Annotated in this window: 23 protein-coding genes, 1 pseudogene and 1 riboswitch; of the genes and pseudogenes, 6 read left to right on the forward strand and 18 right to left on the reverse strand. The window is 34.2% G+C overall.

Annotation, left to right across the window (positions count from 1 at the left end; genetic code table 11):
* Positions 1 to 62 precede the first annotated feature (62 nt).
* From AC0J6S_RS08900 to AC0J6S_RS08940, 9 genes are all read right to left on the reverse strand, one after another.
* A complete protein-coding gene (locus tag AC0J6S_RS08900) occupies positions 63 to 1,481 on the reverse strand; it encodes an SDR family oxidoreductase (protein WP_474953490.1) in 1,419 nt (472 codons plus the stop codon).
* Between the two features lie 23 nt (positions 1,482 to 1,504).
* Positions 1,505 to 2,116 carry a GTP cyclohydrolase I FolE gene (gene folE, locus AC0J6S_RS08905; protein ID WP_241258514.1) on the reverse strand — a complete coding sequence of 204 codons (612 nt, stop codon included), beginning with the start codon at positions 2,114 to 2,116 and terminating at the stop codon, positions 1,505 to 1,507.
* A 40-nt stretch (positions 2,117 to 2,156) separates the two neighbouring features.
* A complete protein-coding gene (locus tag AC0J6S_RS08910; protein WP_474953491.1) occupies positions 2,157 to 2,840 on the reverse strand; it encodes an SDR family NAD(P)-dependent oxidoreductase in 684 nt (227 codons plus the stop codon).
* A gap of 61 nt (positions 2,841 to 2,901) precedes the next feature.
* Positions 2,902 to 3,186, reverse strand: a complete 285-nt coding sequence (locus AC0J6S_RS08915; protein ID WP_474953492.1) for a TIGR03643 family protein — start codon at positions 3,184 to 3,186, stop codon at positions 2,902 to 2,904.
* Positions 3,187 to 3,241: 55 nt separating this feature from the next.
* Positions 3,242 to 4,726, reverse strand: coding sequence for a cryptochrome/deoxyribodipyrimidine photo-lyase family protein (locus tag AC0J6S_RS08920; protein ID WP_474953493.1), 1,485 nt, complete (start codon positions 4,724 to 4,726; stop codon positions 3,242 to 3,244).
* Positions 4,727 to 4,733: 7 nt separating this feature from the next.
* Positions 4,734 to 6,038, reverse strand: coding sequence for a DASH family cryptochrome (locus AC0J6S_RS08925; protein WP_474953494.1), 1,305 nt, complete (start codon positions 6,036 to 6,038; stop codon positions 4,734 to 4,736).
* Positions 6,014 to 6,148 carry a DUF2256 domain-containing protein gene (locus AC0J6S_RS08930; RefSeq protein ID WP_338647841.1) on the reverse strand — a complete coding sequence of 45 codons (135 nt, stop codon included), beginning with the start codon at positions 6,146 to 6,148 and terminating at the stop codon, positions 6,014 to 6,016. The genes AC0J6S_RS08925 and AC0J6S_RS08930 overlap by 25 nt, the downstream gene beginning before the upstream one ends.
* The gene (locus AC0J6S_RS08935; RefSeq protein ID WP_474953495.1) at positions 6,148 to 7,455 is read right to left on the reverse strand and encodes an ABC1 kinase family protein; all 1,308 of its coding nucleotides are present in this window, start codon (positions 7,453 to 7,455) and stop codon (positions 6,148 to 6,150) included. Before AC0J6S_RS08935 ends, AC0J6S_RS08930 begins: the two co-directional genes overlap by 1 nt.
* Positions 7,455 to 8,114, reverse strand: coding sequence for a TetR family transcriptional regulator C-terminal domain-containing protein (locus AC0J6S_RS08940; protein ID WP_474953496.1), 660 nt, complete (start codon positions 8,112 to 8,114; stop codon positions 7,455 to 7,457). Before AC0J6S_RS08940 ends, AC0J6S_RS08935 begins: the two co-directional genes overlap by 1 nt.
* A gap of 117 nt (positions 8,115 to 8,231) precedes the next feature.
* Here AC0J6S_RS08940 and AC0J6S_RS08945 point away from each other — a divergent pair, with 117 nt between their 5' ends.
* The gene (locus AC0J6S_RS08945) at positions 8,232 to 9,146 is read left to right on the forward strand and encodes a TIGR01777 family oxidoreductase (protein WP_474953497.1); all 915 of its coding nucleotides are present in this window, start codon (positions 8,232 to 8,234) and stop codon (positions 9,144 to 9,146) included.
* A 2-nt stretch (positions 9,147 to 9,148) separates the two neighbouring features.
* On the opposite strand, the gene AC0J6S_RS08950 is transcribed toward AC0J6S_RS08945, so the two are convergent.
* The 5 genes from AC0J6S_RS08950 to AC0J6S_RS08970 form a co-directional block, all read right to left on the reverse strand.
* Positions 9,149 to 9,688, reverse strand: a complete 540-nt coding sequence (locus AC0J6S_RS08950) for a YceI family protein (protein ID WP_474953498.1) — start codon at positions 9,686 to 9,688, stop codon at positions 9,149 to 9,151.
* Between the two features lie 182 nt (positions 9,689 to 9,870).
* Positions 9,871 to 10,416: an acyl-CoA thioesterase gene (locus AC0J6S_RS08955; protein WP_474953499.1), complete on the reverse strand. Its 546-nt coding sequence runs from the start codon at positions 10,414 to 10,416 to the stop codon at positions 9,871 to 9,873.
* The gene (locus tag AC0J6S_RS08960; protein ID WP_474953500.1) at positions 10,417 to 10,782 is read right to left on the reverse strand and encodes a 6-phosphogluconate dehydrogenase; all 366 of its coding nucleotides are present in this window, start codon (positions 10,780 to 10,782) and stop codon (positions 10,417 to 10,419) included.
* A gap of 7 nt (positions 10,783 to 10,789) precedes the next feature.
* A complete protein-coding gene (locus AC0J6S_RS08965; RefSeq protein WP_474953501.1) occupies positions 10,790 to 12,160 on the reverse strand; it encodes a DNA recombination protein RmuC in 1,371 nt (456 codons plus the stop codon).
* A gap of 210 nt (positions 12,161 to 12,370) precedes the next feature.
* Complete coding sequence (locus AC0J6S_RS08970) at positions 12,371 to 12,736, reverse strand: hypothetical protein (RefSeq protein WP_474953502.1); 366 nt, start codon at positions 12,734 to 12,736, stop codon at positions 12,371 to 12,373.
* Positions 12,737 to 12,904: 168 nt separating this feature from the next.
* Here AC0J6S_RS08970 and AC0J6S_RS08975 point away from each other — a divergent pair, with 168 nt between their 5' ends.
* Entirely contained in the window at positions 12,905 to 13,480 is a 576-nt protein-coding gene (locus AC0J6S_RS08975) for a pseudouridine synthase (RefSeq protein ID WP_474953503.1), read from the forward strand.
* A 55-nt stretch (positions 13,481 to 13,535) separates the two neighbouring features.
* Positions 13,536 to 13,991 carry a tRNA (cytidine(34)-2'-O)-methyltransferase gene (locus tag AC0J6S_RS08980; RefSeq protein ID WP_474953504.1) on the forward strand — a complete coding sequence of 152 codons (456 nt, stop codon included), beginning with the start codon at positions 13,536 to 13,538 and terminating at the stop codon, positions 13,989 to 13,991.
* Here the strand turns inward: AC0J6S_RS08980 and AC0J6S_RS08985 are convergent.
* From AC0J6S_RS08985 to AC0J6S_RS08995, 3 genes and pseudogenes are all read right to left on the reverse strand, one after another.
* Positions 13,988 to 14,770 (reverse strand): ABC transporter ATP-binding protein, encoded by a 783-nt coding sequence (locus AC0J6S_RS08985; protein ID WP_474953505.1) that lies wholly within the window; start codon positions 14,768 to 14,770, stop codon positions 13,988 to 13,990. The genes AC0J6S_RS08980 and AC0J6S_RS08985 overlap by 4 nt on opposite strands.
* A pseudogene (locus AC0J6S_RS08990) lies at positions 14,770 to 15,746 on the reverse strand (iron chelate uptake ABC transporter family permease subunit). The gene AC0J6S_RS08985 and the pseudogene AC0J6S_RS08990 overlap by 1 nt, the downstream one beginning before the upstream one ends.
* Before the next feature lie 52 nt (positions 15,747 to 15,798).
* Positions 15,799 to 16,941, reverse strand: a complete 1,143-nt coding sequence (locus AC0J6S_RS08995; RefSeq protein WP_474953506.1) for an ABC transporter substrate-binding protein — start codon at positions 16,939 to 16,941, stop codon at positions 15,799 to 15,801.
* A gap of 82 nt (positions 16,942 to 17,023) precedes the next feature.
* Positions 17,024 to 17,296, forward strand: a riboswitch (cobalamin riboswitch).
* Positions 17,297 to 17,396: 100 nt separating this feature from the next.
* On the opposite strand from AC0J6S_RS08995, the gene AC0J6S_RS09000 reads away from it, so the two are divergent.
* Positions 17,397 to 19,352 carry a TonB-dependent receptor plug domain-containing protein gene (locus AC0J6S_RS09000; protein ID WP_474953507.1) on the forward strand — a complete coding sequence of 652 codons (1,956 nt, stop codon included), beginning with the start codon at positions 17,397 to 17,399 and terminating at the stop codon, positions 19,350 to 19,352.
* Between the two features lie 72 nt (positions 19,353 to 19,424).
* Here AC0J6S_RS09000 and AC0J6S_RS09005 read toward each other — a convergent pair whose 3' ends face one another.
* On the reverse strand, positions 19,425 to 20,876 hold the full coding sequence (locus AC0J6S_RS09005) for a S41 family peptidase (RefSeq protein ID WP_474953508.1): 1,452 nt from the start codon (positions 20,874 to 20,876) through the stop codon (positions 19,425 to 19,427).
* Positions 20,877 to 20,999: 123 nt separating this feature from the next.
* Between AC0J6S_RS09005 and AC0J6S_RS09010 the strand changes: the two genes are divergently transcribed.
* Positions 21,000 to 21,509 (forward strand): RNA polymerase sigma factor, encoded by a 510-nt coding sequence (locus AC0J6S_RS09010; protein ID WP_474953509.1) that lies wholly within the window; start codon positions 21,000 to 21,002, stop codon positions 21,507 to 21,509.
* Positions 21,496 to 21,993, forward strand: a complete 498-nt coding sequence (locus AC0J6S_RS09015; RefSeq protein ID WP_474953510.1) for a hypothetical protein — start codon at positions 21,496 to 21,498, stop codon at positions 21,991 to 21,993. The genes AC0J6S_RS09010 and AC0J6S_RS09015 overlap by 14 nt, the downstream gene beginning before the upstream one ends.
* Positions 21,994 to 22,104: the final 111 nt, after the last annotated feature.

The raw sequence follows: 22,104 nt of genomic DNA on the forward strand, positions 1-22,104 counted from the left end.
AGTCATCTAAGTTTTTATTTACACTATCTAAATACTGAAATGACTTATATGTTTGTAAAATATTATTTAATCAGTTTCTGCAGCATTCCTTTAAAAATAAATCCATGAAACGGCAAAACGGAATACCAGTATAATTTTCCCCAAATTCCTCGGGGTCTGAAAGTTGCAGCTTGATATAACGTATTTCCTATTATTTTAAATTCGAGCCAAGCTTCGCCTGGGAGTTTCATTTCGGCAAACAAAATTAATTTCCCCTCTTCTTTATTGGCATACAAAACACGCCAAAAGTCTAAAGCATCACCAGAATGTATATCGTGTCGGTTTGTTCTACCTCTTCGGGAACCAACACCACCGTATAATTTATCAATAAAACCGCGTAAATCCCACAGCCAATCGCCATAATACCAACCCGTATCACCACCAATGGACCAAATCCTGTTTATGGTGAAATTACGATCGATGATTTCCATTTTGCGACGGTCGATGTAGCAATCCTTTTTTGGAACCTTTAAATATTCCGACATGTTATTGCTAAAACGTCCGCTGATTAAGGAATCTTTCCAACTAGAAGCTACTTTATCTTCATCTACTTTTATTAATGCGCGAGAAAGTGCTTGTTTGTAGGACATCGGCGTAACATGCAGTAATTCATTGATTCGGTTATCACTGCAAACTACTTCGACTTTCATGCTGCTGACCAGAGCTGAGGCGAGCCTGTAAGATGTTGAGGTTACAAAATAAAGCCAATAGGAAGATAATTTCGGTGTCATTATAGGAACAGTGAAAATCCATCTCTTTAATTTTTTTGCTTCAGCAAAACCCAAAAGCATTTCTTTGTACGTTAAAATATCGGGTCCGCCAATGTCAAAACTCTGATTGTAGGTAAGTGGATTCAGTAATGATTTGGATAAAAAATCAAGAACATCCGGAATTGCAATCGGCTGGCATTTTGTATTCAGCCATTTTGGAGTGATCATTATGGGCAGTTTATTCACTAAATCCCTAATGATTTCAAATGATGCACTTCCAGAACCAACGATAATTCCAGCTCTCAAAGTAGTTGCGGCAAAAGTTCCTGTATTTAAAATTTCTTCTACCTTTTTTCTGGAAGATAAATGTTTGGATAACGATTTATCATTGACAATGCCGCTCAAGTAAATAACCTGTTTGGCATTGGTTGCATTCAATCGTTGCACAAAATTTAGTGCAGATTTACTTTCTAATTCATCGAAATTTGAAGCTGATCCCGACATGGAATGTATTAGATAGTAGGCTGCATCAATATCTTCAGGGATAGCGGTTAATGTTTCCTGATTCAGAAAATCAACTTCGATTACCGTAACATATTTTTGAAAATCAACTGGACAATAAAACCTGTTTTTATCTCTTACACAACAGATTATTTCATGTCCTCGCTCTACCAACAAAGGCAAAAGTCGCTTCCCGATATAACCTGTTGCACCTGTTAAGAGAATTTTCATGATTTGTATTTAAGAAATTAAAATTAACTCAATTTATTGGAAACTAAACTAATAAATTCTTTTCTTGTTTTATCTTTCTCGAAAGCTCCTGTAAAAGAAGAAGTCGTTGTAACTGAATTTTGTTTTTGGATCCCACGCATTTGCATGCACATGTGTTGCGCTTCAATCACAACCGCCACTCCAAGTGGGTTTAAAGCATCCTGAATGCAATTTTTAATCTGATCTGTCAATCGTTCCTGCACTTGCATTCTTCTGGCAAAAGCATCCACGACTCTTGGAATTTTACTTAAACCAACAATTTTACCATTTGGTATATAAGCGACATGTGCTTTTCCAAAAAATGGCAGCATGTGGTGTTCACACATAGAGTACACTTCGATATCCTTTACAACAATCATTTGTTGGTGATCTTCTGTAAACATCGCCGATTTTAGGATTTCTAATGGATCTAGTCCGTAACCATGGGTTAAATATTGCATCGCTTTTGCCACGCGTTCCGGTGTTTTTTCTAGCCCTTCGCGTGTAACATCTTCACCTAAATTCTCAATGATTACTTTGTAATTATCTGCTAATGCTTCTGTAATTTCGGTGTCGTATTGTTCAATTTTCTCGTAACTTTTCATTTCTTTTATCATGGTATGCTGTATTTCTATTTTAAGTTTGGCTATTTATTTTTTAGATTTTAAAAGTCACGATTCCGTAATCCATTTCGAAAACCTGACCTGATATTGATTTTGCGTTTTCCGATATTAGGAAGTTAGCCATATTGGCTACTTCTTCCGGTTTCAAATATCCTTTCATCGGGTGGCGTTCCACCATGTTTTCTTTCATACGATCGTTTCTCAAAATACCTGCTGCAAGTGTTGTTTCGGTAATCGTGGGAGCAATGGCATTGATGCGCACTACCGAAGCCAGTTCTGCTCCTAAGGATTTCACTAATCCTTCCACTCCCGCTTTTGCAGTAGCAATACTCGCATGAAATGGCATCCCTAATTTTGCAGCCACCGTGCTGAACAAAACAATCGATGGATTAGTTCCCTTTTTTAAAACAGGTAAGTATTTCTGAATGGATTTTACTGCGCCAATTACATTAATTTCAAAATCATTTCTGAAATCATCTATGCTCAAACTTCCAATAGGCTTCAAGTTGATAGAACCCGGACAATAAATCAAGGTGTCAACAACTTCTATTTCTGGAAGTGTATCTTTTAAAACGTCTAATGAGTAATGTTTAAGGTTGGGATGGGTTATTTCAGGTTCGTTTCTGCTGATGTTGTGAACCAAGTTTGTCTCTAATTGTTGCAACAAAATGGCATTGCCAATTCCCTTACTACCACCAATGATTACTATGTTTTTCATATGTATTATTCAATCAGTTATTTAAAATTTATTTTGGGTTTGTTTCTTAATTATCGAAAACTTATCGTTTGGCAATCTTGTTGTTGTTAATTTGTCTTTGCATCGTACATTTAAATCGCCCTTCACGAAAATCCCTTAATTTTTCGTGTTTTGTTTTACGGCCTTGTACTCTTTCACGCCACATTCTAAAACTGGAAGGTTTCATTTCGGTACGCATCAGGTCAATTACTTCTTGTTCTTTTAACCCAAATTGCAATAAAATGGCATCAAAAGTAGTGCGGTCTTCCCAAGCCATTTCTATGATTCGGTCTTTGTCTAAATCAGTAAGTTCTTTTTTTATAGTCACGAGATTCTATTTTTTGAAATTGCTATTGAATTTTTTTTGAAATTGTTGTTGAAAATTATTCGCTATCGCCTATATCAGCCATTGTATGAAGTTTCAATATCCGTGAACTTTCTTCTTTGACCAATGGATTTTTCTTCATTTTCCATAAAAAATCACTGGCAAATTTTCTTGTTCGTTCCATATTTACAATTGGTTTCGGATAATTAATGCCTACTTCAAAATCGTTAAATTTTTGGTCTAAATAGGTCATTTTATAGGGTTCATGTACAAAAGCTCGTGGCAAATCGCGCAGTTCCGGCACCCATTTTTTTATGAATTCTCCGTCAGGATCGTGTTCATAACTGTTCTTTATAGGATTATATATACGTAACATATTAATCCCGGTTTCGCCTGCTTGCATTTGCAACTGCGGAAAATGTATTCCTGGTTCAAAATCTAAGAACATTTGTGATAAATGCTGCGTTGCTTCCTGCCAAGGTTGCCATAAATTATGGGTGAAAAATGAAACTAACATGGCACGCATTCTAAAATTCAAATAACCCGTTTCGTTCAAACAACGCATGCAAGCATCAATCAAAGGAAATCCGGTTTGTCCTGTTTTCCATGCTTCAATATAATTTTCATTCAATTTCTTTTTCAACGAATGAAATCCTTTATTGACACTTTCAAACTCCATGACTTCTTCCATTTCAAATTTTTGGATAAAATGTGCTTGCCAAGTCAATCTAGAAACAAATGAATCTATTTGCTTTTTGTTATTGCAGGTCAAGAGGAACGTAGCCGCTTTTTGCAATACTTGTCTCGAAGATAAATTTCCCCAAGCAATATAGGGTGATAACCTGCTACAGCTTTTTCGAGCTAATAAAGGTTTCGAAATATGTGAATTATAATTGTGGTATCGTTCATCAAAAAATGTTTGTAAATATTTCTGGGCCATGTTGCTCCCACCTTTTTGGAAAATAGCATCCGGAACAGTTTCTAAATTGGTTTTTTCTAAAGCTTTTTCGAGTTCCAATATTGCTTCCGTATTTAGAAAATTTTCTGGTTTACCATCAAAAATAAATTGCGGTTGATTCATGTAGTCTTCCCATTTTGAAACCCAATTCGTTCTGCTACGTAAGGCTCTGAAAATTCCGTTGTTGGTATTTTCAATCCAATTAATTTGATTGTTTTTGCAAAAGCGTTTGAACGTTTTATCTCTTTCGTAAGTGATTTTTAAGCCGGTTTCCTGATGTGAGCACACGGTTTCAATTTTATATGTTTCCTCAAGAATATTGAAAACTTGAAGTACCTCTGACGATACTGCTAACACCTGCGTGTTCGATTGTTCCAGTTGTTTGTTAATATCTAAAAGTGACTGCTTAATAAAATTCCAATGTCTTGAACTGTAATGCGAATCATTTTCTAAAGATTTTTCGAATACATAAAGCAACAATGTGGGTATGCCAGTTTTTGTTGCATTAAAAATCGCCTCGTTATCCTGTAAACGAAGATCCCTTTTGAACCAAACTACATTAATATGTTTTTTATTTGTACTCATTTACTTTTTAAAATAATTGTTGTTGCAGCCATAATTTTTGGAATTTTGATTCCCCATCGTAATTGGACGCTTGTAACTTAATGTTGAATTTTCGGTCCCTGGGATCGTTACCAACACCGGAAACATACATCCAATTGCCGTAATTGCTGTGTACATCGTAATCGATTAGCATTGCTTCAAAATAGGCAGCTCCAATGCGCCAGTCTATCAGCAGCTCTTTTGCAAAAAATGACGCTACGTTTTGTCTGCCACGATTGCTCATCCATCCTGTTTGTTGCAATTCAATCATATTGGCATTTACAAATGGTTCGTATGTAGTACCGTTTATCCAATCACTTATCGCTAATTTATTGGTTTTCCAAACGTATTTTTTGTCTAAAATCCCTCCAATTTTAAAAATCGAATTCCCATTTTTCAATGAAACGTATTTAAAATAATCCCTCCAAATTAGTTCAAAAATCAACCAATAGGTGGATTCATTTTTCCCGATTTGTTGTTCGTATTTTATAATTTCCCAATAAATAGTCTTTGCCGAAATGGAACCGTTTGCCAACCAAGGTGAAAATTTAGAACTAAAATCAGTACCAATTAATCCGTTGCGGGTCAATTTATAAACGCTTAGTTTTTTGGTTTCCCAAAAATAATTTTGCAATCGTTTTATTGCCTCATCTTCACCACCGCGAAAAGGAAACGCCGTTCTAGAATCCATTTTAAAATCAGTAAAACCTAATTTTTCCATGCTGGGAATTACAGTTTCGTTTGTAATTAAATTCTCTTTCAGCAGCGGTTTAGCCCTAAATTCAGAACGGATTTTTGTTGATTTTTCACACTGATTTCTAAATTGTGTAAAAACATTTGGAATCGATGCAATGTCAAACGGAATATCTTCAGGATGAAATAAGAACTGATTGTACGTGCTTTTAAAGTTTATCGAATCTGAAACTTTCGATTTTACATTCTCTAAAACTTCCATTTCCTCACTCGTCCATTCTTCTTGGAAGTAAATAGAACTGATTTCATTTTGAGTAATTATTTTGGGAATCGCATCTTCAGGTTTTTGGTGATAAACCAAAAGCGGAATATTCAATTTTTCCATATTTTGTTTCAAGGCCGTTACCGATTCAATCAGAAACTTTACCCGAAACTTTTCTGTTTTTTTAAATCCAAAATTAGTATCCTCAAAATGCCTTGGATCGAAAAAATACACTGCGATTACAGTTTCATTTTCATCTATAGCATTCGTCAACGATTCATTATCATGAACTCTTAAATCATTTCTAAACCAAACTAACCCTTTTTGTTTCTTTTGCATTTCTCGCTACAATATTTGACTTCGTCCCAAACTTTTTCCCATTTTTTCCGCCAGTTAAATGGTCGGTTGCAAACCAGACACATTTTTGAAGGCAGATTTTCCTTTTTCACTACTTGTATTTTTGATATTCATTGACAACAATTTTTGCTTTTAAATCAAACATCAAATTGTACAATCCAAAGAATGTTCTGTTCATGTAAATAAAATGCTTAGAACCTCGGTTACCATTCATTTTTCTAAGATTGGTATCTTTTGAAAAGCGTTCTCCTAATGCTGCAATACTTTCAAAAAAAGTCTCATCAGAAAAGTCGAATGTTTTTGCCTGAAATGGTTTTGTAAACAAAGACAATAAATCATGAAACAATTCTGTGAAGTAAGCTACCTCTTCTTTTGAATCATCAACACGTAAAATTTCCAATTCAAACAATTTTGCATTAAACAATTTTGTGTCGTTTATGACCTTTTTATCAATTAATTCAAAGTAAGGAGTATAAAAATCATTTGGAATTTGCTTCATACAACCAAAATCCAGCGCCACTAATTGATTTTCTTCATTCACCAAGAAATTGCCAGGATGTGGATCAGCATGTACTTTTTTCAAAACATGAATTTGGTACATGTAGAAATCCCATAAAGCTTGCCCAATTTTATCGGCTACTTCCTGATTGGTATTTATTTTTGTAAATTCTGAAAGATGCTTGCCGCTCATCCAATCCATCGTGATAATTTTTTCTGAAGAGAATTCAGGATAATAGTCTGGAAACACTAAATTTTGAATTTTTTTACATGCAGCAACTACTTCTTGGCTTTGTTTTAATTCTAATAAATAATTGGTTTCTTCAACTAATTTATCTTCAACTTCCTTAAAATACTTATCGGAGTCTTTACCTTGAAGGTTAAACATTCTCACTGCAATTGGTTTTACCATCGCTAAATCCGATGAAATGCTGTTGGCAACTCCAGGATATTGAATTTTTACAGCTAGTTTTTTGCCGTCTTTTACCGCAATATGCACTTGTCCAATGCTTGCAGCATTCCTTGATTCAGCATTGAACTCATCAAATATTTCGTACGGTGTTTTTCCAAAATTTGTCTTGAACGTTTTTAATACCAATGGAGCTGAGAGCGGCGGTACAGAAAATTGAGACAACGAGAATTTTTCAACGTAAGCTTGTGGCAAAAAGCTTTTGTCCATGCTTAACATTTGTGCAACTTTTAGCGCACTTCCTTTCAAGCTTTTTAATCCGTCGTAAATATCTTCGGCATTATCTTCATTTAATTTATCACGAGTCAAATCAGAATTGACCATTTTTTCTCCGTAATATTTTAGGTAGTTTACACCTACTTTTGCACCGGTTTGTACCAGTTTTGTAGCCCTTTCAATTTTTGAAGTAGGGATGTAGTCTATAGTTTTCATTACTTGTTGTATATTTTTTCTTTGAAAATAAATTTTCCAAAATCGATTAAGCTGTCAATAGGAGCAATGTTCATTAGTTCAAAAGTCACTTTTACTGATTTTTCAATATAAATATCTGTTTTCTCAAAAGAAGGTGACGAATCATCTAACCAGAATTTCAAAGTCAATAAAAGTTGAAGCCAAGATGTTTCTTGAAAAGTTTTTTCTTGAAAATTTTGAAGTTTTTCTTGTTGTGTTCTAAATTCATCCGAAATGATTTCAGTAAGGAAATTTTTGAAACTGTTTCTTAGTCCGGAAAGCTGCATCAATTTTTTCAACTGGTTATTGTGCTCTTGCAATACAAGTACAACGTAACTTCTATTGGCAGTTAGTATTTCAAAGAAAGTAAAGTAAAAACTTAGCATTTTACTTTTCATGTCATACATCTCGTACTCCTTGTTTTTATTTAGCAAATCGATAGTTTTTTCTACAAACATTTTGAAAATTTCTTTTTCAATACTTTCAATAGTTCCAAAAAATGCATAAAATTCTGTTTCGGTAAAATCATTTAATTTTGTGAAATTATAGACTGACTTTGGTTTTTCACTATGTTCTAGTACATAATTCATGTACATTGAAACTATTTTGTCCTTTGTTATTGTTGTTTTTTTAGTAGCCATTTTTGATGTTTTTCTAATTAAAGTATAAAGGTATGAAATGTTTAACGATATATTAATAAAGTTAAACAAAATTTAATATAATTTTATATCATTATAAATCATTAGCTTTACACTATCATGAAAAAAAATGTTTTAATAAGCGGCGGTTCGGGATTTATTGGAAAAAATTTGACTGCTTTATTAGTAGCCAAGGGATATTCTATTTCCATATTAAGTAGGAGTGAAAAACAAAATAAAGGAGATGTTTTCTATTATAAATGGGATGTTGCAAAGCAGACTATTGATGATGAAGCAATTTTGAAAGCAGATTATATTATTCATTTGGCAGGTGAAAATATAGCAGAGAAAAGATGGACTGCGAAGAGAAAAGCAGCCATAATTGATAGTCGGGAAAAATCCACTCAATTATTATATTCCGTTTTAAAAAAGCATTATAAAAAACTAGATGCTTTTATATCTGCTTCGGCAGTGGGGATTTATGGTGCTGTAAATGGGGAAGAAATTTGTACGGAAGATATGAAACCGGCAAATGATTTCTTGGGATATACGTGTCAAAAATGGGAAGATTCTATTGACTTTATTGAGAATTTGAATATTCGAACAGTGAAAATCCGAACTGGATTAGTTTTAGGTAAAAATGACGGTTTTTTGAAGAAGCTGATTCCCTTGTTCAAATATAGATTGGGTTCGGCATTGGGCTCCGGGAAGCAATATATGCCTTGGATTCATGTTGATGATTTGTGTGCTATTTATTTGCAAGCTATTTCAGATGAACTTATGGAGGGTCCTTATAATGCAGCTATTTGCGATAACACGACCAACGCTGTTTTTTCTAAAACATTAGCACGTATTTTTGGATATTCTATTTGGTTACCCAATGTTCCTGCTTTTGTACTAAAATTAGTTATGGGTGAAATGGCTAAAATTGTATTAACCGGAAGGAGAGTTTCCTCAGATAAAATGGAACAAACCGGTTTCAAATTTAAATTTAACACTTTAGAAGAAGCATTAAGAGATTGTTTAACGAAATAGGACTATTCTAAGACACAAATAATTTGAGTATTTACTTTTTTTGATATTTTGTTGCGGACAATAAAAGGAATTTCGATACTAAAATCATCTGTGTTTAAAGGAAAGGCGGAATAAAGTTCTATTCCTTTATCCACTTTTTTAAGAGTTCCGTTGATTACAATTTTTTTAGTTCGCCCGCGAATTGTTATTTTTCCCGTAATTTTATATTGATTGTTGGTTGTAGTAAGTTTTTGTAAATCAAATTTATAAATTTTACCTTTAAAAACAGCCCTTGGAAAACGATTGCTTTCCATGTAATTTTTATTGAAATGATCTTGCATCAATTCTCTTTTAAATTTAAAATCTTTGATGTTTACCCAACAAGCTATTTCACCTGTTTTTAGTATTAAAACACAGGTAGTTTTTTCGTTTATTGCTTTTACTTCTTCAAACAAGGGAATGGATGCCTCAAAATTTGTAATCCCCATGTATGACACCATTTTTTCTTGGGCCGTAGCAGTAATTGTAATCAAAATTAGCACTATTTGAGTAATTTTTTTCATAATGATTTATGAATTAAATTACTTAAAGTTACAAAAAAATAGTGGAAACATTAGTAGCGACCCAATGAAAATTTTGGGGTTTAATTAATTGTGGAGGATTTTTTAAATCAGAAATTACAATGAAATTATACTTATAAAAAAAGTGTAGTACTGCTTTCCTCTAATCATAAATTTCGTTGCGTTTATAGTTCTAACTTTACATTATACTTTTTTAAACTTTCTAATGATTCTTTCGAAGTGTAATCAAATACTTCTTCATGAATGTTTTGTTCTTTTTTCAGTGAAACTTGCTTGATACAGTTAAAATAGCGGCGCACATCATTCATGTTAGAGAGAATTAAACCAGGTACTAAAGTGCTTTTGCCTTCACTATCTTTGGCGACCATTGTGAAATAAGAAGAGTTGCAATGTTTGATTTTTCCAGTCTGAATATTCTCGGCTTCCACTCGGATACCCACAATCATTGAACTGTTTCCTACGAAGTTTACACTGGCTTTCATTGTTACCAATTCCCCGACTTCGATAGGTTTTAAGAAATTTACGGTATCTACCGATGCCGTTACGCAATAATTTCCGGAAAATTTTGAGGCACAAGCAAAAGCTATTTGATCCAATAAGGATAAGATATATCCACCATGTATTTTACCGCTGAAATTCGTATTGGAAGGCAACATTAATTCCGAAATACTAATGTCGGAGGAAGCTACAGTTTTAAAGGTACGATTCATCTATTTTATTTTAAATGGAGAATTTACTTTTTTGACTTCTGTAATAAAATAGCGAGTATCACCCCACCACGGAAACGTACGGTAACGTTCCACATAATTTACTTGTACATATTGTCCTTCTAATTCTTGCAGGTCAGCAATTACTTTTTCTTCGCTATCTAGTACCGAAAAAGAAAAGATTTGTGCTCCTGAAATGCCTTGGCTTATTTCGCCTTCCCATGTTTTGAAAGCAACGCCTTTGTTACTTACTTTTATTAATTCGCCTGAACGAACACCTTCGCTGTACGTGGCGTTGTATAAAAAAGTAAAATAAGCTACAATAGATAAGACGACTATGGCACTGATAACCATTAAAAATTTTCTCATTTTCTGTTTAATTTAAAAGTTGATTTTCGTCTTTTTCTGCTCGGTTCAATATACTTTCTGGAAGCGCTTTTTTAGCTTTAGCTCCCATTTTTTTCAATTTTTCTACGCTCACAATTAGGTTTCCTTTTCCTTCCACGAGTTTGTTCATCGCACCGCTGTATTCTATTTTGCTCTCGTCTATTTTTTTTCCGATTTTAATTAAATCTGCAACAAAACCTTCAAATTTATCGTACAAAGCGCCCGCTTGTCGCGCAATTTCGAGTGCGTTTTCTTGTTGTTTCTGATTGGTCCACATGCTGTCAATAGTTCGTAAAGTCGCTAATAAAGTTGCAGGCGTAACAATAACGATGTTTTTCTCAAATGCTTTGTTGTACAAACTTGTATCTTCATTAAGCGCCATTGCAAAAGCGGGTTCTATAGGGATAAATAACAGTACAAAATCAGGACTTTCTATTTGGTACAAATCATGATAATTTTTACTTCCTAATTGCTCAACATGGCGTTTGATGGAATTGACATGTTCTTTTAAATAGTTTATTTTTAAAATATCATCTTCCTCATTAATATATTTCTCGTAAGCTGTTAGAGAGACTTTAGAATCGACAATCATCTTTTTGCCATCAGGCAGATTAATGACAACGTCTGGAAAAACACGGTTCCCATCTTCTGTAGTGAAGGCTTGTTGCACTTCATATTCACGGCCTTTTTCCAATCCTGATTTTTCAAGAACGCGTTCCAAAACTAATTCGCCCCAATTTCCCTGCATTTTGCTGTCGCCTTTTAAAGCCTTGGTCAGGTTGATGGTTTCCTTGCTCATCTGGATATTCATTTCACGTAAACCCAGAATTTGTTGGCGCAAAGCCGCGTGATAATCAATACTTTCTTTATGGGTATCTTCGACTTTCTTTTCGAACAATTGAATTTTATCCTGTAATGGCGTCAGGATATTTTTCATATTTTCCTTGTTCTGCTCCGTGAATTTATTCGACTTTTCGTCTAATATTTTGTTGGCAAGATTCTCGAATTCCTTGGTAAATTTTTCTTGTAGCTTCTCGACTTCTTCTTTTTGTTCTTTGTTGCGTTCCCAAAGATTCTCAAAATCAACTTCTTTTTTCGAAAGTTGGATTGCTAGGCTGTCTTTTTCACTTCGAATATTTTCTTTTTCAATGTTGACGTTTTCTAATTGCTTTTCGAAAGTTGTTTTGTCAGCAATAATCTGCTCTTTCAGTTGATTGAATTGGGTGGAAAAAGCAATAAGTTTTTCTTCTAAACTAATTTTTTCTGATTGAAATCGGGCAGAGAAAATGAGTTTACCAATGAAAATACCAATGGCGAGCGCAACAATGAAAATCAATAAAAACGGAAGCATATTTGACATAGAATTTCTTTTTGTAAAGTTGTAAAAATAAACAAAAGTTTTTTGGTTTCCTTGGAGAAATCAAAATACTAATGCAAGTTTTAGTATTTACGAATTTTGTGGCTTTAGGTATTAATTGTTCTTTTAATTTGTGTGTTTTAGTGATTTGTAAATAAAAAAAAGGCCAATATGAATTAGTTTTCATATTGGCCTTTTAATTAAATGGAATGATTATTCATCCAGTTTTATGTTCCCTCTGTCTTCTTTATTATCAGGGTGTTCGTTTGGATAACGATTTGGAGTTATATCAGAGTTATGATCTTTGTTTTCTACCATCTTTTTTGCCTGTTCTTCAGGAATTTGCTCAACGTCTGACTTTAAATTCTCAGAAGTAGCGGCATCATTTTGTTCTAAAGTTCCATCTATATTTCTTGCCCTTTGAACAATTTTTTGATTTCCGTGGTTGTCAGTTTCAACTTCTGACTTCAAATTGGTTGACTCCGGATTATTATTTTTGGACAAGTTCTCACCGCTAAATCCTTCGTTTATATTTTGCTTGTTATTCGTCTTTTTTGAACCTAAATCATTGTTTTCCATATTCTGTAATTTTAAAATTATTACTAATTACTCCTATAATATTACGCCATTAATGTTGAATAATCGAATTTTTAACATAGCTTTTGGTTTACACTAATAAATGTATGGTTTGACAGTTTTAAATCCAGCGAAAACAAAACTATCTTTGCCATCTTTAAAACAAATACAATGTCCCATTCGCATTTCATTATCCACAAGCCTTACGGATATTTAAGTCAGTTTATTTATGAGCTGAAGCGAAAAAAGAAATTGCTTGGTGAATTGCATGATTTCCCTAAAGGAACGATGGCAATAGGCCGTCTTGACGAAGATTCCGAAGGATTGCTGTTATTGACTACGGATGGGATGATTAGCGAAATCATTCGAAGCAAGAAAGTCGATAAAGAATATTATGTACAAGTCGATGGAATTATTCATCAGCAGGCAATTGAGCGGTTGCAAAAAGGAGTTGAAATAGGTTTTAACGGAACAAAGTATATTACAAAACCCTGCAAGGCTTCTTTAATACACGAAATTCCAGTTTTTGGTGCAAGAGGTAAAAAAATTCGCGATGAACGTCACGGACCAACTTCATGGGCTTCGATTACGGTGAATGAAGGGAAGTTTCGGCAAGTTCGTAAAATGACTGCAGCTGTTGGTTTTCCTACTTTGCGATTGGTTCGTGTTCGAATAGGAAATGTACATCTCCATGATTTACAGGCAGGAGAAGTTAAGGAAGTAGGAAATTTTCAAATAGAAATTTAAAGGATTGGAATAAGTTTCAATCTTTTAATTTTTCAATCTTTTAATAAAGTATAAAATGTTAAACATCGTTTTAGTAGAACCTGAAATACCAAATAATACCGGAAATATTGGCCGATTGTGTGTAGGTACCGAAAGCCGTTTGCACTTAATTCATCCTTTTGGATTTGTCATCAATGATAAAAACCTGAAACGTTCCGGTTTGGATTATTGGGTGCATCTTGATGTGACCGAATATCAAAATGTATCAGAGTGGAAATCCCAAATTCCTGATTTATCCCGTGTTTTTCTTATGAGTTCACATGCCAAAAAATCATATCTGGAGACTAATTTTCAAGATGGAGATTGGTTAGTTTTTGGAAAAGAAAGTAAGGGTTTGAGCGAAGCTGTTTTAAATGAATTTCCCAATCATCTTACCATTCCAATGTCACCGCTTATTAGGAGTTTCAATATTGCTAATTCGGTAACATTTGTCATTGGCGAAGCAAAAAGACAAATAGGATTGAAGCTTTAAGAAATTACAAATTTCCCTTTGGACGCGTCAAAAATAATATGCTCGTCTTTGAAAAGCGTATTAAAAGTTCCTTTTAGAATCAAATTACAAGGTTGATCCTGCACTATGTTTTCTGGAGTCATAATGATCATTTCATCACTCAATTGTATCGCCATGTCGATATCGTGAGTGGAGAATAAAATGCATTTTTGAGTTTCCTGAGTGAGTTTTTTTAATAGTTTAAATAATACCACTTTATGCAGCAAATCCAAGTGAGTTGTGGGTTCATCCAAAATAATTAACGGTGTGTCTTGCGCTAAAGCTCGTGCAATTAAGACTATTTGTAATTGTCCGTCGCTGATTTCGTAATGTCTTTTAGCAGCTAGATGACTAATTTGAGTCAATTCTATCGCTTCATTCACTTTTGCTATGTCTTCAGCAGTTAATTTTCCTATCCAGTTCGTGTATGGTTGTCTTCCCAAAGCAATGAGTTCAAAAACAGTCAAATTGCTGGGAGGTAATTTTTCGGTTAGAACCACACTTAGATTTTGTGCCAAGGTCAAAGCGTCTATCTCATGAATATTTTGGCCATTGAGCAAAACAGTTCCTGAAATTGGTTTTTGAATGCCTGTTATGGTTCGTAATAGTGTAGATTTTCCAATTCCATTAGCACCGATTAAAGCAATAAGTTTTCCTTTTTCTAAACAAATATCAATGTTGGAAGCAACAATAGTTTTTTCTTTTTTATGAGAATAACCAATGCTGATTTGTGAACCCTGTAAGATGATTTTATTTTCCATTATCCCATCATTTTGCGTTTCCTGATTAATAGCCAAATGACAATCGGAGCTCCAAAAATAGAAGTTACGGCATTAATTGGTAACGTAAAATCACTGCCTGGAAGTTGCGAAATACTGTCGCATATGAGCATGATAATCGCCCCAAAAAGTATGGTACTCCAAAATAAAATTGTGTGATTGCTTGTCTGAAAAACTAGCTTTGCAATATGAGGAACTGCTAATCCAATAAAAGCAATTGGACCTGCAAAAGCAGTGATACTTCCGGCCAAAATGCTGGTGGAAAAAATGATAATCAGTCGTGATTTTTTATAATTTAAACCCAGACTTTTGGCATAATTTTCTCCCAGAAGTAATGAATTCAACGGCTTGATGCTGAGTAAACTGAGTAATAATCCAATCGCTACGCAGATGGTTAAAAGTGAAATAGAGGTCCATGATAAATTACCAAGATTTCCAAGTGACCAGAATGTGAATTTCTGTAATTGTTCGGCGGTGCTGAAATAAGTCAGGGTACCAACAATGGCACTAGTCAAACTCCCAAACATAAGGCCTACAATTAAGATAGCCATCGTATCCCGTAATCGATGGGAAACTGCCAATACAGCCAGTAAAACGGTGAAGCTTCCTAAACTGGAGGCCAAAATAATTCCGTAAGAAGAAAGTAAAAGTGTTGCTAAAAAAGGCGGTAACAGCGCTGCGCCTAAAATAACGGTTGCAACGCCCAAACTCGCACCGGAACTTAATCCCAGAACATAAGGTCCTGCCAGCGGATTTCTAAAGTTTGCATTAATAAGCCGCTTATGGATAACCCCATTCCAACAAGAATAGCAGCAATAGCTTTCGGTAAGCGATAGTTGATAAGGATGTATTCCCAGGTTTCTTTACTTGCAATTCCCCCAGTTAGACTCCTAAACACTTCTTTTACAGGAATGGCAACAGAACCTAAACTGATATTTACGACAAACAAAAATAGCATCCCAAAGGTTAGGATGATGAAAAGAACTGTATTTCGGTTAGTTTTAGTCAATTTATTCTAATTTCTGAAAGAAAAATAGTTTGTGATTAGGCAACAATTCAGGATGAAAAATTGTAATCAAATCTTTCAAAACCCAATCCGGTCGGGTAGGAGACCATTCAAAATATAAAATCCCACCTTTAGCTCCTTTATTTATGCCGTACGAATATACTTTTTTATTTTTAAAAGAGGCAAATTCACTGTAATGCGGATTGCTGTCACTCATTTGTTTCAACGAAGAAAAATCTCCAGGAGCAATCCAATATTCAGCATTTTGCGCTTTTTCTAAAATTTTTTCAAAAGGCAATGGCAAACTGCCGGTTCCTTTAGTTTCAGCCCACAAATAATTAGATTGTGCATCTTTAAGAAACAGCGAAGCCCAACTCTCGCCTTGCGGCACATACCATTGATCCTGAAACATTGCACCGCTTAGAACAGTAGGTTTTGATGTTGCTTTTTTGGCTAAAGCCAAAGTATTTGTATATTCTTTTTCGATTTCAGAGAAGATGGTATTTGCTTTGGAATCCAATCCATATAAGGCTCCAAAAAACTTAATCCATTCCGCTTTTCCAAGTGGGGATTGTTCAGCCCAATCGCCATTCAAAAGTACTTTTAAACCACTTTTTTGAAGGTTATCAAGCGTTGGATTACTATCATTCAAACCAAAACTGACAATGACATTTGGAGCCATATCAATTAGAACCTCGGTATTTAGAGTTTCGTTGGTTCCTACTTCTCTAATATTTCCGGAATCAATGCGTTTTCTGGTTTTCTCAGACGAAATGTAATCAGTGTTCGGAAAACCAACTAAAGTGTTTTCGACACCTAACATTTCTAGAGCCGGAATATGTGTCGTTGAGGTTACAACAATCGATTTTATGGGTATTGGAATGATGGAAAACTGCTTTAAACTGTCTGGAATGATACCGTTCTTTTCTTGTAAAACATAAGTAAAACTTTCTTTGGCTTCAGGCCAAGGTCGGGTAACTTTTACGATAGAATACCCTTGATATTTGTAAATTTCTAATCCTTCGGCATATTGAATTTCATTAGCAGAGGCTGTAATTCCGGTAGTAGGATTCTTGTTATTTTGTTTGCATCCAGCTATCGAAATGACAAATAAAAAGAGCGTAAATGGTAATAAAAAAGATTTCATAAAATGTTTTTCAAGAACTGCAAAGGTATATTTAATCCGTTTTAAAAATCAAATTTTATTTTTTATTCCAATCATAAAGCTATATTTGCACCCGTATTGAGGTTGCTGTTTTGTTTTTTCAAACCGGCATTAAAAGGGAAGAGAGTGATTGAAAATTGTTGATTAACGATTTTTGATTTCAGATTTAAAATCTGTAATCAATTTTGATAAATCCATATTCAAAAATCTCACGCTGTACCCGCAACTGTAAGCTATCAAGCTTGTTGTTATCTACAAAACCACTGTTCGTCAAGGCGAATGGGAAGGTAAACAACAAGACGCAAGCCAGGAGACCTGCCTATTACATCGAGTATCAAACTTTCGGGAAAAAAGGTTTGGGTATGGGTAATTCTATGCTTTTCTCCCCATTTTTAGTCATGTAACAGAAAATTGCTGTTACTAAATGTTTAATTAAAATGAACAAAAAAATCGTTCGTATTAGTGCGTTGTGCGTACTAGTGACAAGCTGTGCTTTTGCGCAACAAAATGAAACTATTTCCTCTCAAGATGAATTAAAAGAAGTGGTAGTTTCCGACTCCAAATTTGCTTTGGCAAAAGAAAAATCAGGAAAAGTAATTACTAAAATTACTGCTGAGGATTTGAAAAACAAAGCTGGACAAAGCCTTGCAAATGTCTTAAGTTCTGTTGCAGGTGTAGAAATTAACGGGAACCAAACCGCTGCCGGAAAAAACTTAGGGTACTACATTCGGGGTGGAAAAAACAATCAAGTGTTGATTCTTATTGATGGAATTCCGGTAAATGATGCTTCAGGAATTAGTTTTGAGTATGATTTGCGTTTGCTTCCGGTGGAGCAGGTAGAAAGCGTTGAAATTATGAAAGGTGCATCGAGTACGTTGTATGGTTCAGGTGCCGGAACAGGAGTAATAAATATTACTTTGAAAAAATCAGGCAAGAAAGCCATTGAAGGGAATGCATATGTAAATGTGGGAACCAACAATACCGCAAATACTGACAAAACTAGCGCTCAGAATTATAATCAAGGTTTTTCGGTAAATGGAAATTCGAATAAAGTGAATTATTTTGCGTCGTTGAACAGTACTGAAATAAGCGGAATGTCACAGATTGCTCCTGTAAATTCAACGGATAATTATGAAGAAGATCGTTTTTCCAGAATCAATTATCTGGCGAAGTTAGGGTATAAAGCAACTGATAAATTGACATTGGATTTCTTTGGTAATTATGATAAAATAAGTTCCGATTATGATGCATCGTTTGATAATACCGGTACAAATGATACCGATTTGAATTCCACCGAATCAGAACAATTTCGTTTTGGTTTTTTACCAAAATACAAATATTCTAAAGGGGAATTTGTTTTGAATTCCAGCTTTAACAAAATTGTTCGAACGTACAACGATTTCGATTTTTATTCCAATAAACCTGGGTTTTCAGAGTATGAATCCCGAAGTGTCAACGTTGATGGTTTTAATAAATACGAATTTTCAGCATCGTTTTTTCTTGTTGCCGGAGCACAATATCAGTTTCATGATATGAACAGTATCACTCCTTTTGGTGGAATTTTGAAGGAAGCTACTAAATTCAATATGATTGATCCTTACATTACTGGAGTTCTTTCCACGGATTTTGGATTGAATCTGAATGCTGGTGCGCGATTGAATATTCACAGTCAATATGGAAATCAATTGGTTTACAATGTAAATCCTTCTTATGATTTTAAATCGGTTCCATTGAAGATTTTGGCTTCTTACAGCACCGCTTTTGTAACGCCAAGTTTGTACCAATTGTATTCTGAATATGGAAATGCGGATTTGACACCGGAGAAAAACAGAACTGTGGAAGCAGGTTTTGAGACGCATTTTTTAGATAAAAAAATCAAACTGAATGCTGTTGCTTTTTACCGTGAGCAAACTAATTTCATCGGATTTTATTTCAATCCGGTAACTTTCGATTCGAACTACATTAATATAGATGGAATGAATAAAGCAAAAGGAGTAGAAACCGAATTCTCTTTTGCCTTGAGCGAAAAAATTAACTGGAATTCAAACTATACTTTTACGCAAGTAGATAAAGCGCTGGATCGATTGATTCCAAAACATAAAGTAAATTCAGCTTTGGATTTTCAAATTAATGACAGATTATTTTTCAATGTAGATTATCAATATGTAGACAGTAGAAATGATGCTTTTTTTGACGGAGCAACTTTTGCTACACAGAATATTGTTTTAGACTCGTATCAGTTAGTAAATTCGTCTGTTCGTTATGAATTATTGAAAAACAGGTTGTCTGTTTTTGGTGCAGTTAGCAATATTTTAAACGCTGATTTTGTTGAAAATGTTGGTTATAATACTTTAGGAAGGAATTTTAAATTGGGTATGAATATCAAATTGTAATTCGGGATTTCTTTAAATAGAAAAAGGCTTTCGGTGATGAAAGCCTTTTTTTGTCTGTAAGATTTATCGTTATTATTCCAAAGCTTTCAAAAGTCCTTCTGGTGCTTTCTCAATGTACATTTGATTCTGGACACCTTTTACCGATTTTGTGTCAGTGAAAAATTCAAATTCTTTTCCTAAGCTTTGTTTAGTCATTCTACCAGTTCCAGTAATTTTTGCAATCGCTGTGCTTAATAGAGGTTCAGCCGTGTCACCAAGAACGCCTAAAGTACTTAACGTTTCTTTTTGCAGAAAATCAGGTTCCAATCCGTTGAAATAATCCCCAAAACCAACGGAATTGACAATTTTCAATACAAGGGGCTGCATGGCATATTTGTGGTTTGGATTTCTGTTTTCTGAACCAAAACTAGGGGAATCATAAAGAGTAACTGATCCAACATTTTTTCCTACCGTTACATCTCCAATTTGGATTACGTTGATATGTGGTTCTAATCCATTGATTACTAATTCACTTGCTGATGCGGAGCTTGCGCTGGTCAGAATATAAACTTTATTCAAGTTTAAACTGTTAATGGGCGTGCTTCCTATTTTATCAGTAAAATAATTGTACAAAGCATCCGGATTTTCAGCTTCGAAATAATCATTAATTTTTTTATTCCACTGCTGTTTTGCAAAAACTTTCCCTGTGAATTGTCCGGTAATCATACTCGCCAAACGTGTAGCAGATTGAACAGAACCACCACCATTGTATCTTAAATCTAAAACTAATTCAGTAATTCCTTGTGTTTTTAATTGACCAAAAGCATCATTTAATTGTGTGTCAAAATTAGCATAGAAGCCATTATACATCAAATAGCCAATTTTGTGGGCACCTGAAGTAATAACTTTATTAACTAAAATTGGATTTTCAGTTAATACAGTTTTTGTAAGAGAAACTGATTTTCCGTTTCCAACAATTGCACTTCCGTTAAAATCTGCAAGATTTAGCGTATAATTTTCATTTGAACCAAATAATAAGGATTGATAATTACTAACGGTTAGTTGAGTTCCATTTACGGCAGTGAAATAATCACCACGTTTGATGTTTTTAGTAGCAGCATCGGAATTTTCAATAATATATCGAACGTAACCAAATATTTCGGTCGTACTTCCCGGTTTGAAACTTAAACCAAAATCGACACCATTATTTTTAGTAGTACCTTGAAGGCTTCCTTCTAGTTCTAAATAATCATCTACAATCCAACTGAATCTGTCTATTGAGGAACTCACTCTTAATGCATCAAATAATTCCTCAGGAACTGGATAACCTCTTAAAAAAGAGTTTAAAGCTGTTTGATCCGCAAAACGGTCGTCAGATAAGTTAGGGACATCCGCTTGCCACAAATAATATTGATTCATTCCTTTCCAGATGAAATCCTGAATTTCTAAACTGGCTGGCGGTGCAATATCATCGTTGTCCTGACAGCTTTGTATAGTAAAAGCGGTAACAAATAATAAAAGCGTAAGTTTGATGTAGGTTCTCATAAATTTGGTTTTATTCTTAATTAACGTAAAAATAGTAACTTTAGTTTTATTTTTATGTTTTTATGTTGCAAAAATATATTTGAATCGTCTTATCTCTATAAACAGTTTAATACCAGAATTTTTATGAACCAAAATGAGTTTGTGCTGATGGTAACTCCATTCAAAGACAAAGTCTTCAGGTTAGCCAAGCGAATGCTGGTAAGTGTTGAGGAAGCCGAAGATGCAACGCAGGAAGTTTTGGTGAAATTATGGAGCAAAAATGGAACTTTGTCTGGATACGGCAACATTGAAGCTTTTGCGATGACGATGACAAAGAATTATTGTTTAGACCAATTAAAATCCAAAAGATCTGGAAATCTCAAAATTGTTGATACAAATTATACTGATTCAGCGCCCGCATTAGATAAAAAACTGGAAGATTACGATAGTTTGAATTGGGTCGAAAGAAGTATCAGTCAATTGCCGGAGCAACAACGAATCATCATTCAGCTTCGTGATATTGAACAATATGAGTTCGAAGAAATCGCTAAAATGCTTGATATGAATGAAAGTGCCATAAGAGTGACGCTTTCCAGAGCTCGAAAAACGATACGAGAATACATGACAAAAACACATAATTATGGAATTATATAAAGTAGAAGCGTTACTTGAAAAATACTTTGAGGGTGAAACTTCAATTGCGGAAGAGAAAGAATTACAGTGTTATTTTTCGACTCATCATGTTGCTCCACATTTAGAAAAATATACCGCAATATTTAACCATTTTGCTGTTGCAAAAGAACAACAGTTTGAACAGGAAATCCCAGTGTTACAAATTCAAAAGGATGAAAACAGGAATCAAAAACGAAATTTTGCTTGGGTCTCCATTGCAGCTTCGGTTGTTGTTTTGATGGGAATTGGTACGTATGTTTTCTATTATTCGGAACCGGTAAATAACAGCAATGATTTAGGAACGTATGATGATCCCGAAGTAGCTTTTAAAGAAACTCAGAAAGCGCTTTCATTATTGTCAAAAAATGTAAATGTTGGCATAGAAAGTGTAAAGTATGTTGAAGAATATCAAATCGCAAAAAATAAAGTATTCCGAAAAACTAAAAATAAATCTAGAGGTATTTAACTGCTTTTAGAAAACAATAATCACGGCGTAAAACGCTACAATCAATTCAAATAATACTAAATAAATTTAAAAAAATGAAATCAATCAATCCCAATCCAAGCTTTTGCACAC

Source organism: Flavobacterium sp. TS_SC_5 (assembly GCF_056156265.1).

Coding starts and splice junctions, on each gene's coding strand:
- AC0J6S_RS08900 (WP_474953490.1), bottom strand. CDS start 1,481: ATGAAAATTCTCTTAACAGGTGCAACAGGTTATATCGGGAAGCGACTT.
- folE (WP_241258514.1), bottom strand. CDS start 2,116: ATGATAAAAGAAATGAAAAGTTACGAGAAAATTGAACAATACGACACC.
- AC0J6S_RS08910 (WP_474953491.1), bottom strand. CDS start 2,840: ATGAAAAACATAGTAATCATTGGTGGTAGTAAGGGAATTGGCAATGCC.
- AC0J6S_RS08920 (WP_474953493.1), bottom strand. CDS start 4,726: ATGAGTACAAATAAAAAACATATTAATGTAGTTTGGTTCAAAAGGGAT.
- AC0J6S_RS08925 (WP_474953494.1), bottom strand. CDS start 6,038: ATGCAAAAGAAACAAAAAGGGTTAGTTTGGTTTAGAAATGATTTAAGA.
- AC0J6S_RS08935 (WP_474953495.1), bottom strand. CDS start 7,455: ATGAAAACTATAGACTACATCCCTACTTCAAAAATTGAAAGGGCTACA.
- AC0J6S_RS08940 (WP_474953496.1), bottom strand. CDS start 8,114: ATGGCTACTAAAAAAACAACAATAACAAAGGACAAAATAGTTTCAATG.
- AC0J6S_RS08945 (WP_474953497.1), top strand. CDS start 8,232: ATGAAAAAAAATGTTTTAATAAGCGGCGGTTCGGGATTTATTGGAAAA.
- AC0J6S_RS08950 (WP_474953498.1), bottom strand. CDS start 9,688: ATGAAAAAAATTACTCAAATAGTGCTAATTTTGATTACAATTACTGCT.
- AC0J6S_RS08955 (WP_474953499.1), bottom strand. CDS start 10,416: ATGAATCGTACCTTTAAAACTGTAGCTTCCTCCGACATTAGTATTTCG.
- AC0J6S_RS08960 (WP_474953500.1), bottom strand. CDS start 10,782: ATGAGAAAATTTTTAATGGTTATCAGTGCCATAGTCGTCTTATCTATT.
- AC0J6S_RS08965 (WP_474953501.1), bottom strand. CDS start 12,160: ATGTCAAATATGCTTCCGTTTTTATTGATTTTCATTGTTGCGCTCGCC.
- AC0J6S_RS08970 (WP_474953502.1), bottom strand. CDS start 12,736: ATGGAAAACAATGATTTAGGTTCAAAAAAGACGAATAACAAGCAAAAT.
- AC0J6S_RS08975 (WP_474953503.1), top strand. CDS start 12,905: ATGTCCCATTCGCATTTCATTATCCACAAGCCTTACGGATATTTAAGT.
- AC0J6S_RS08980 (WP_474953504.1), top strand. CDS start 13,536: ATGTTAAACATCGTTTTAGTAGAACCTGAAATACCAAATAATACCGGA.
- AC0J6S_RS08985 (WP_474953505.1), bottom strand. CDS start 14,770: ATGGAAAATAAAATCATCTTACAGGGTTCACAAATCAGCATTGGTTAT.
- AC0J6S_RS08995 (WP_474953506.1), bottom strand. CDS start 16,941: ATGAAATCTTTTTTATTACCATTTACGCTCTTTTTATTTGTCATTTCG.
- AC0J6S_RS09000 (WP_474953507.1), top strand. CDS start 17,397: ATGAACAAAAAAATCGTTCGTATTAGTGCGTTGTGCGTACTAGTGACA.
- AC0J6S_RS09005 (WP_474953508.1), bottom strand. CDS start 20,876: ATGAGAACCTACATCAAACTTACGCTTTTATTATTTGTTACCGCTTTT.
- AC0J6S_RS09010 (WP_474953509.1), top strand. CDS start 21,000: ATGAACCAAAATGAGTTTGTGCTGATGGTAACTCCATTCAAAGACAAA.
- AC0J6S_RS09015 (WP_474953510.1), top strand. CDS start 21,496: ATGGAATTATATAAAGTAGAAGCGTTACTTGAAAAATACTTTGAGGGT.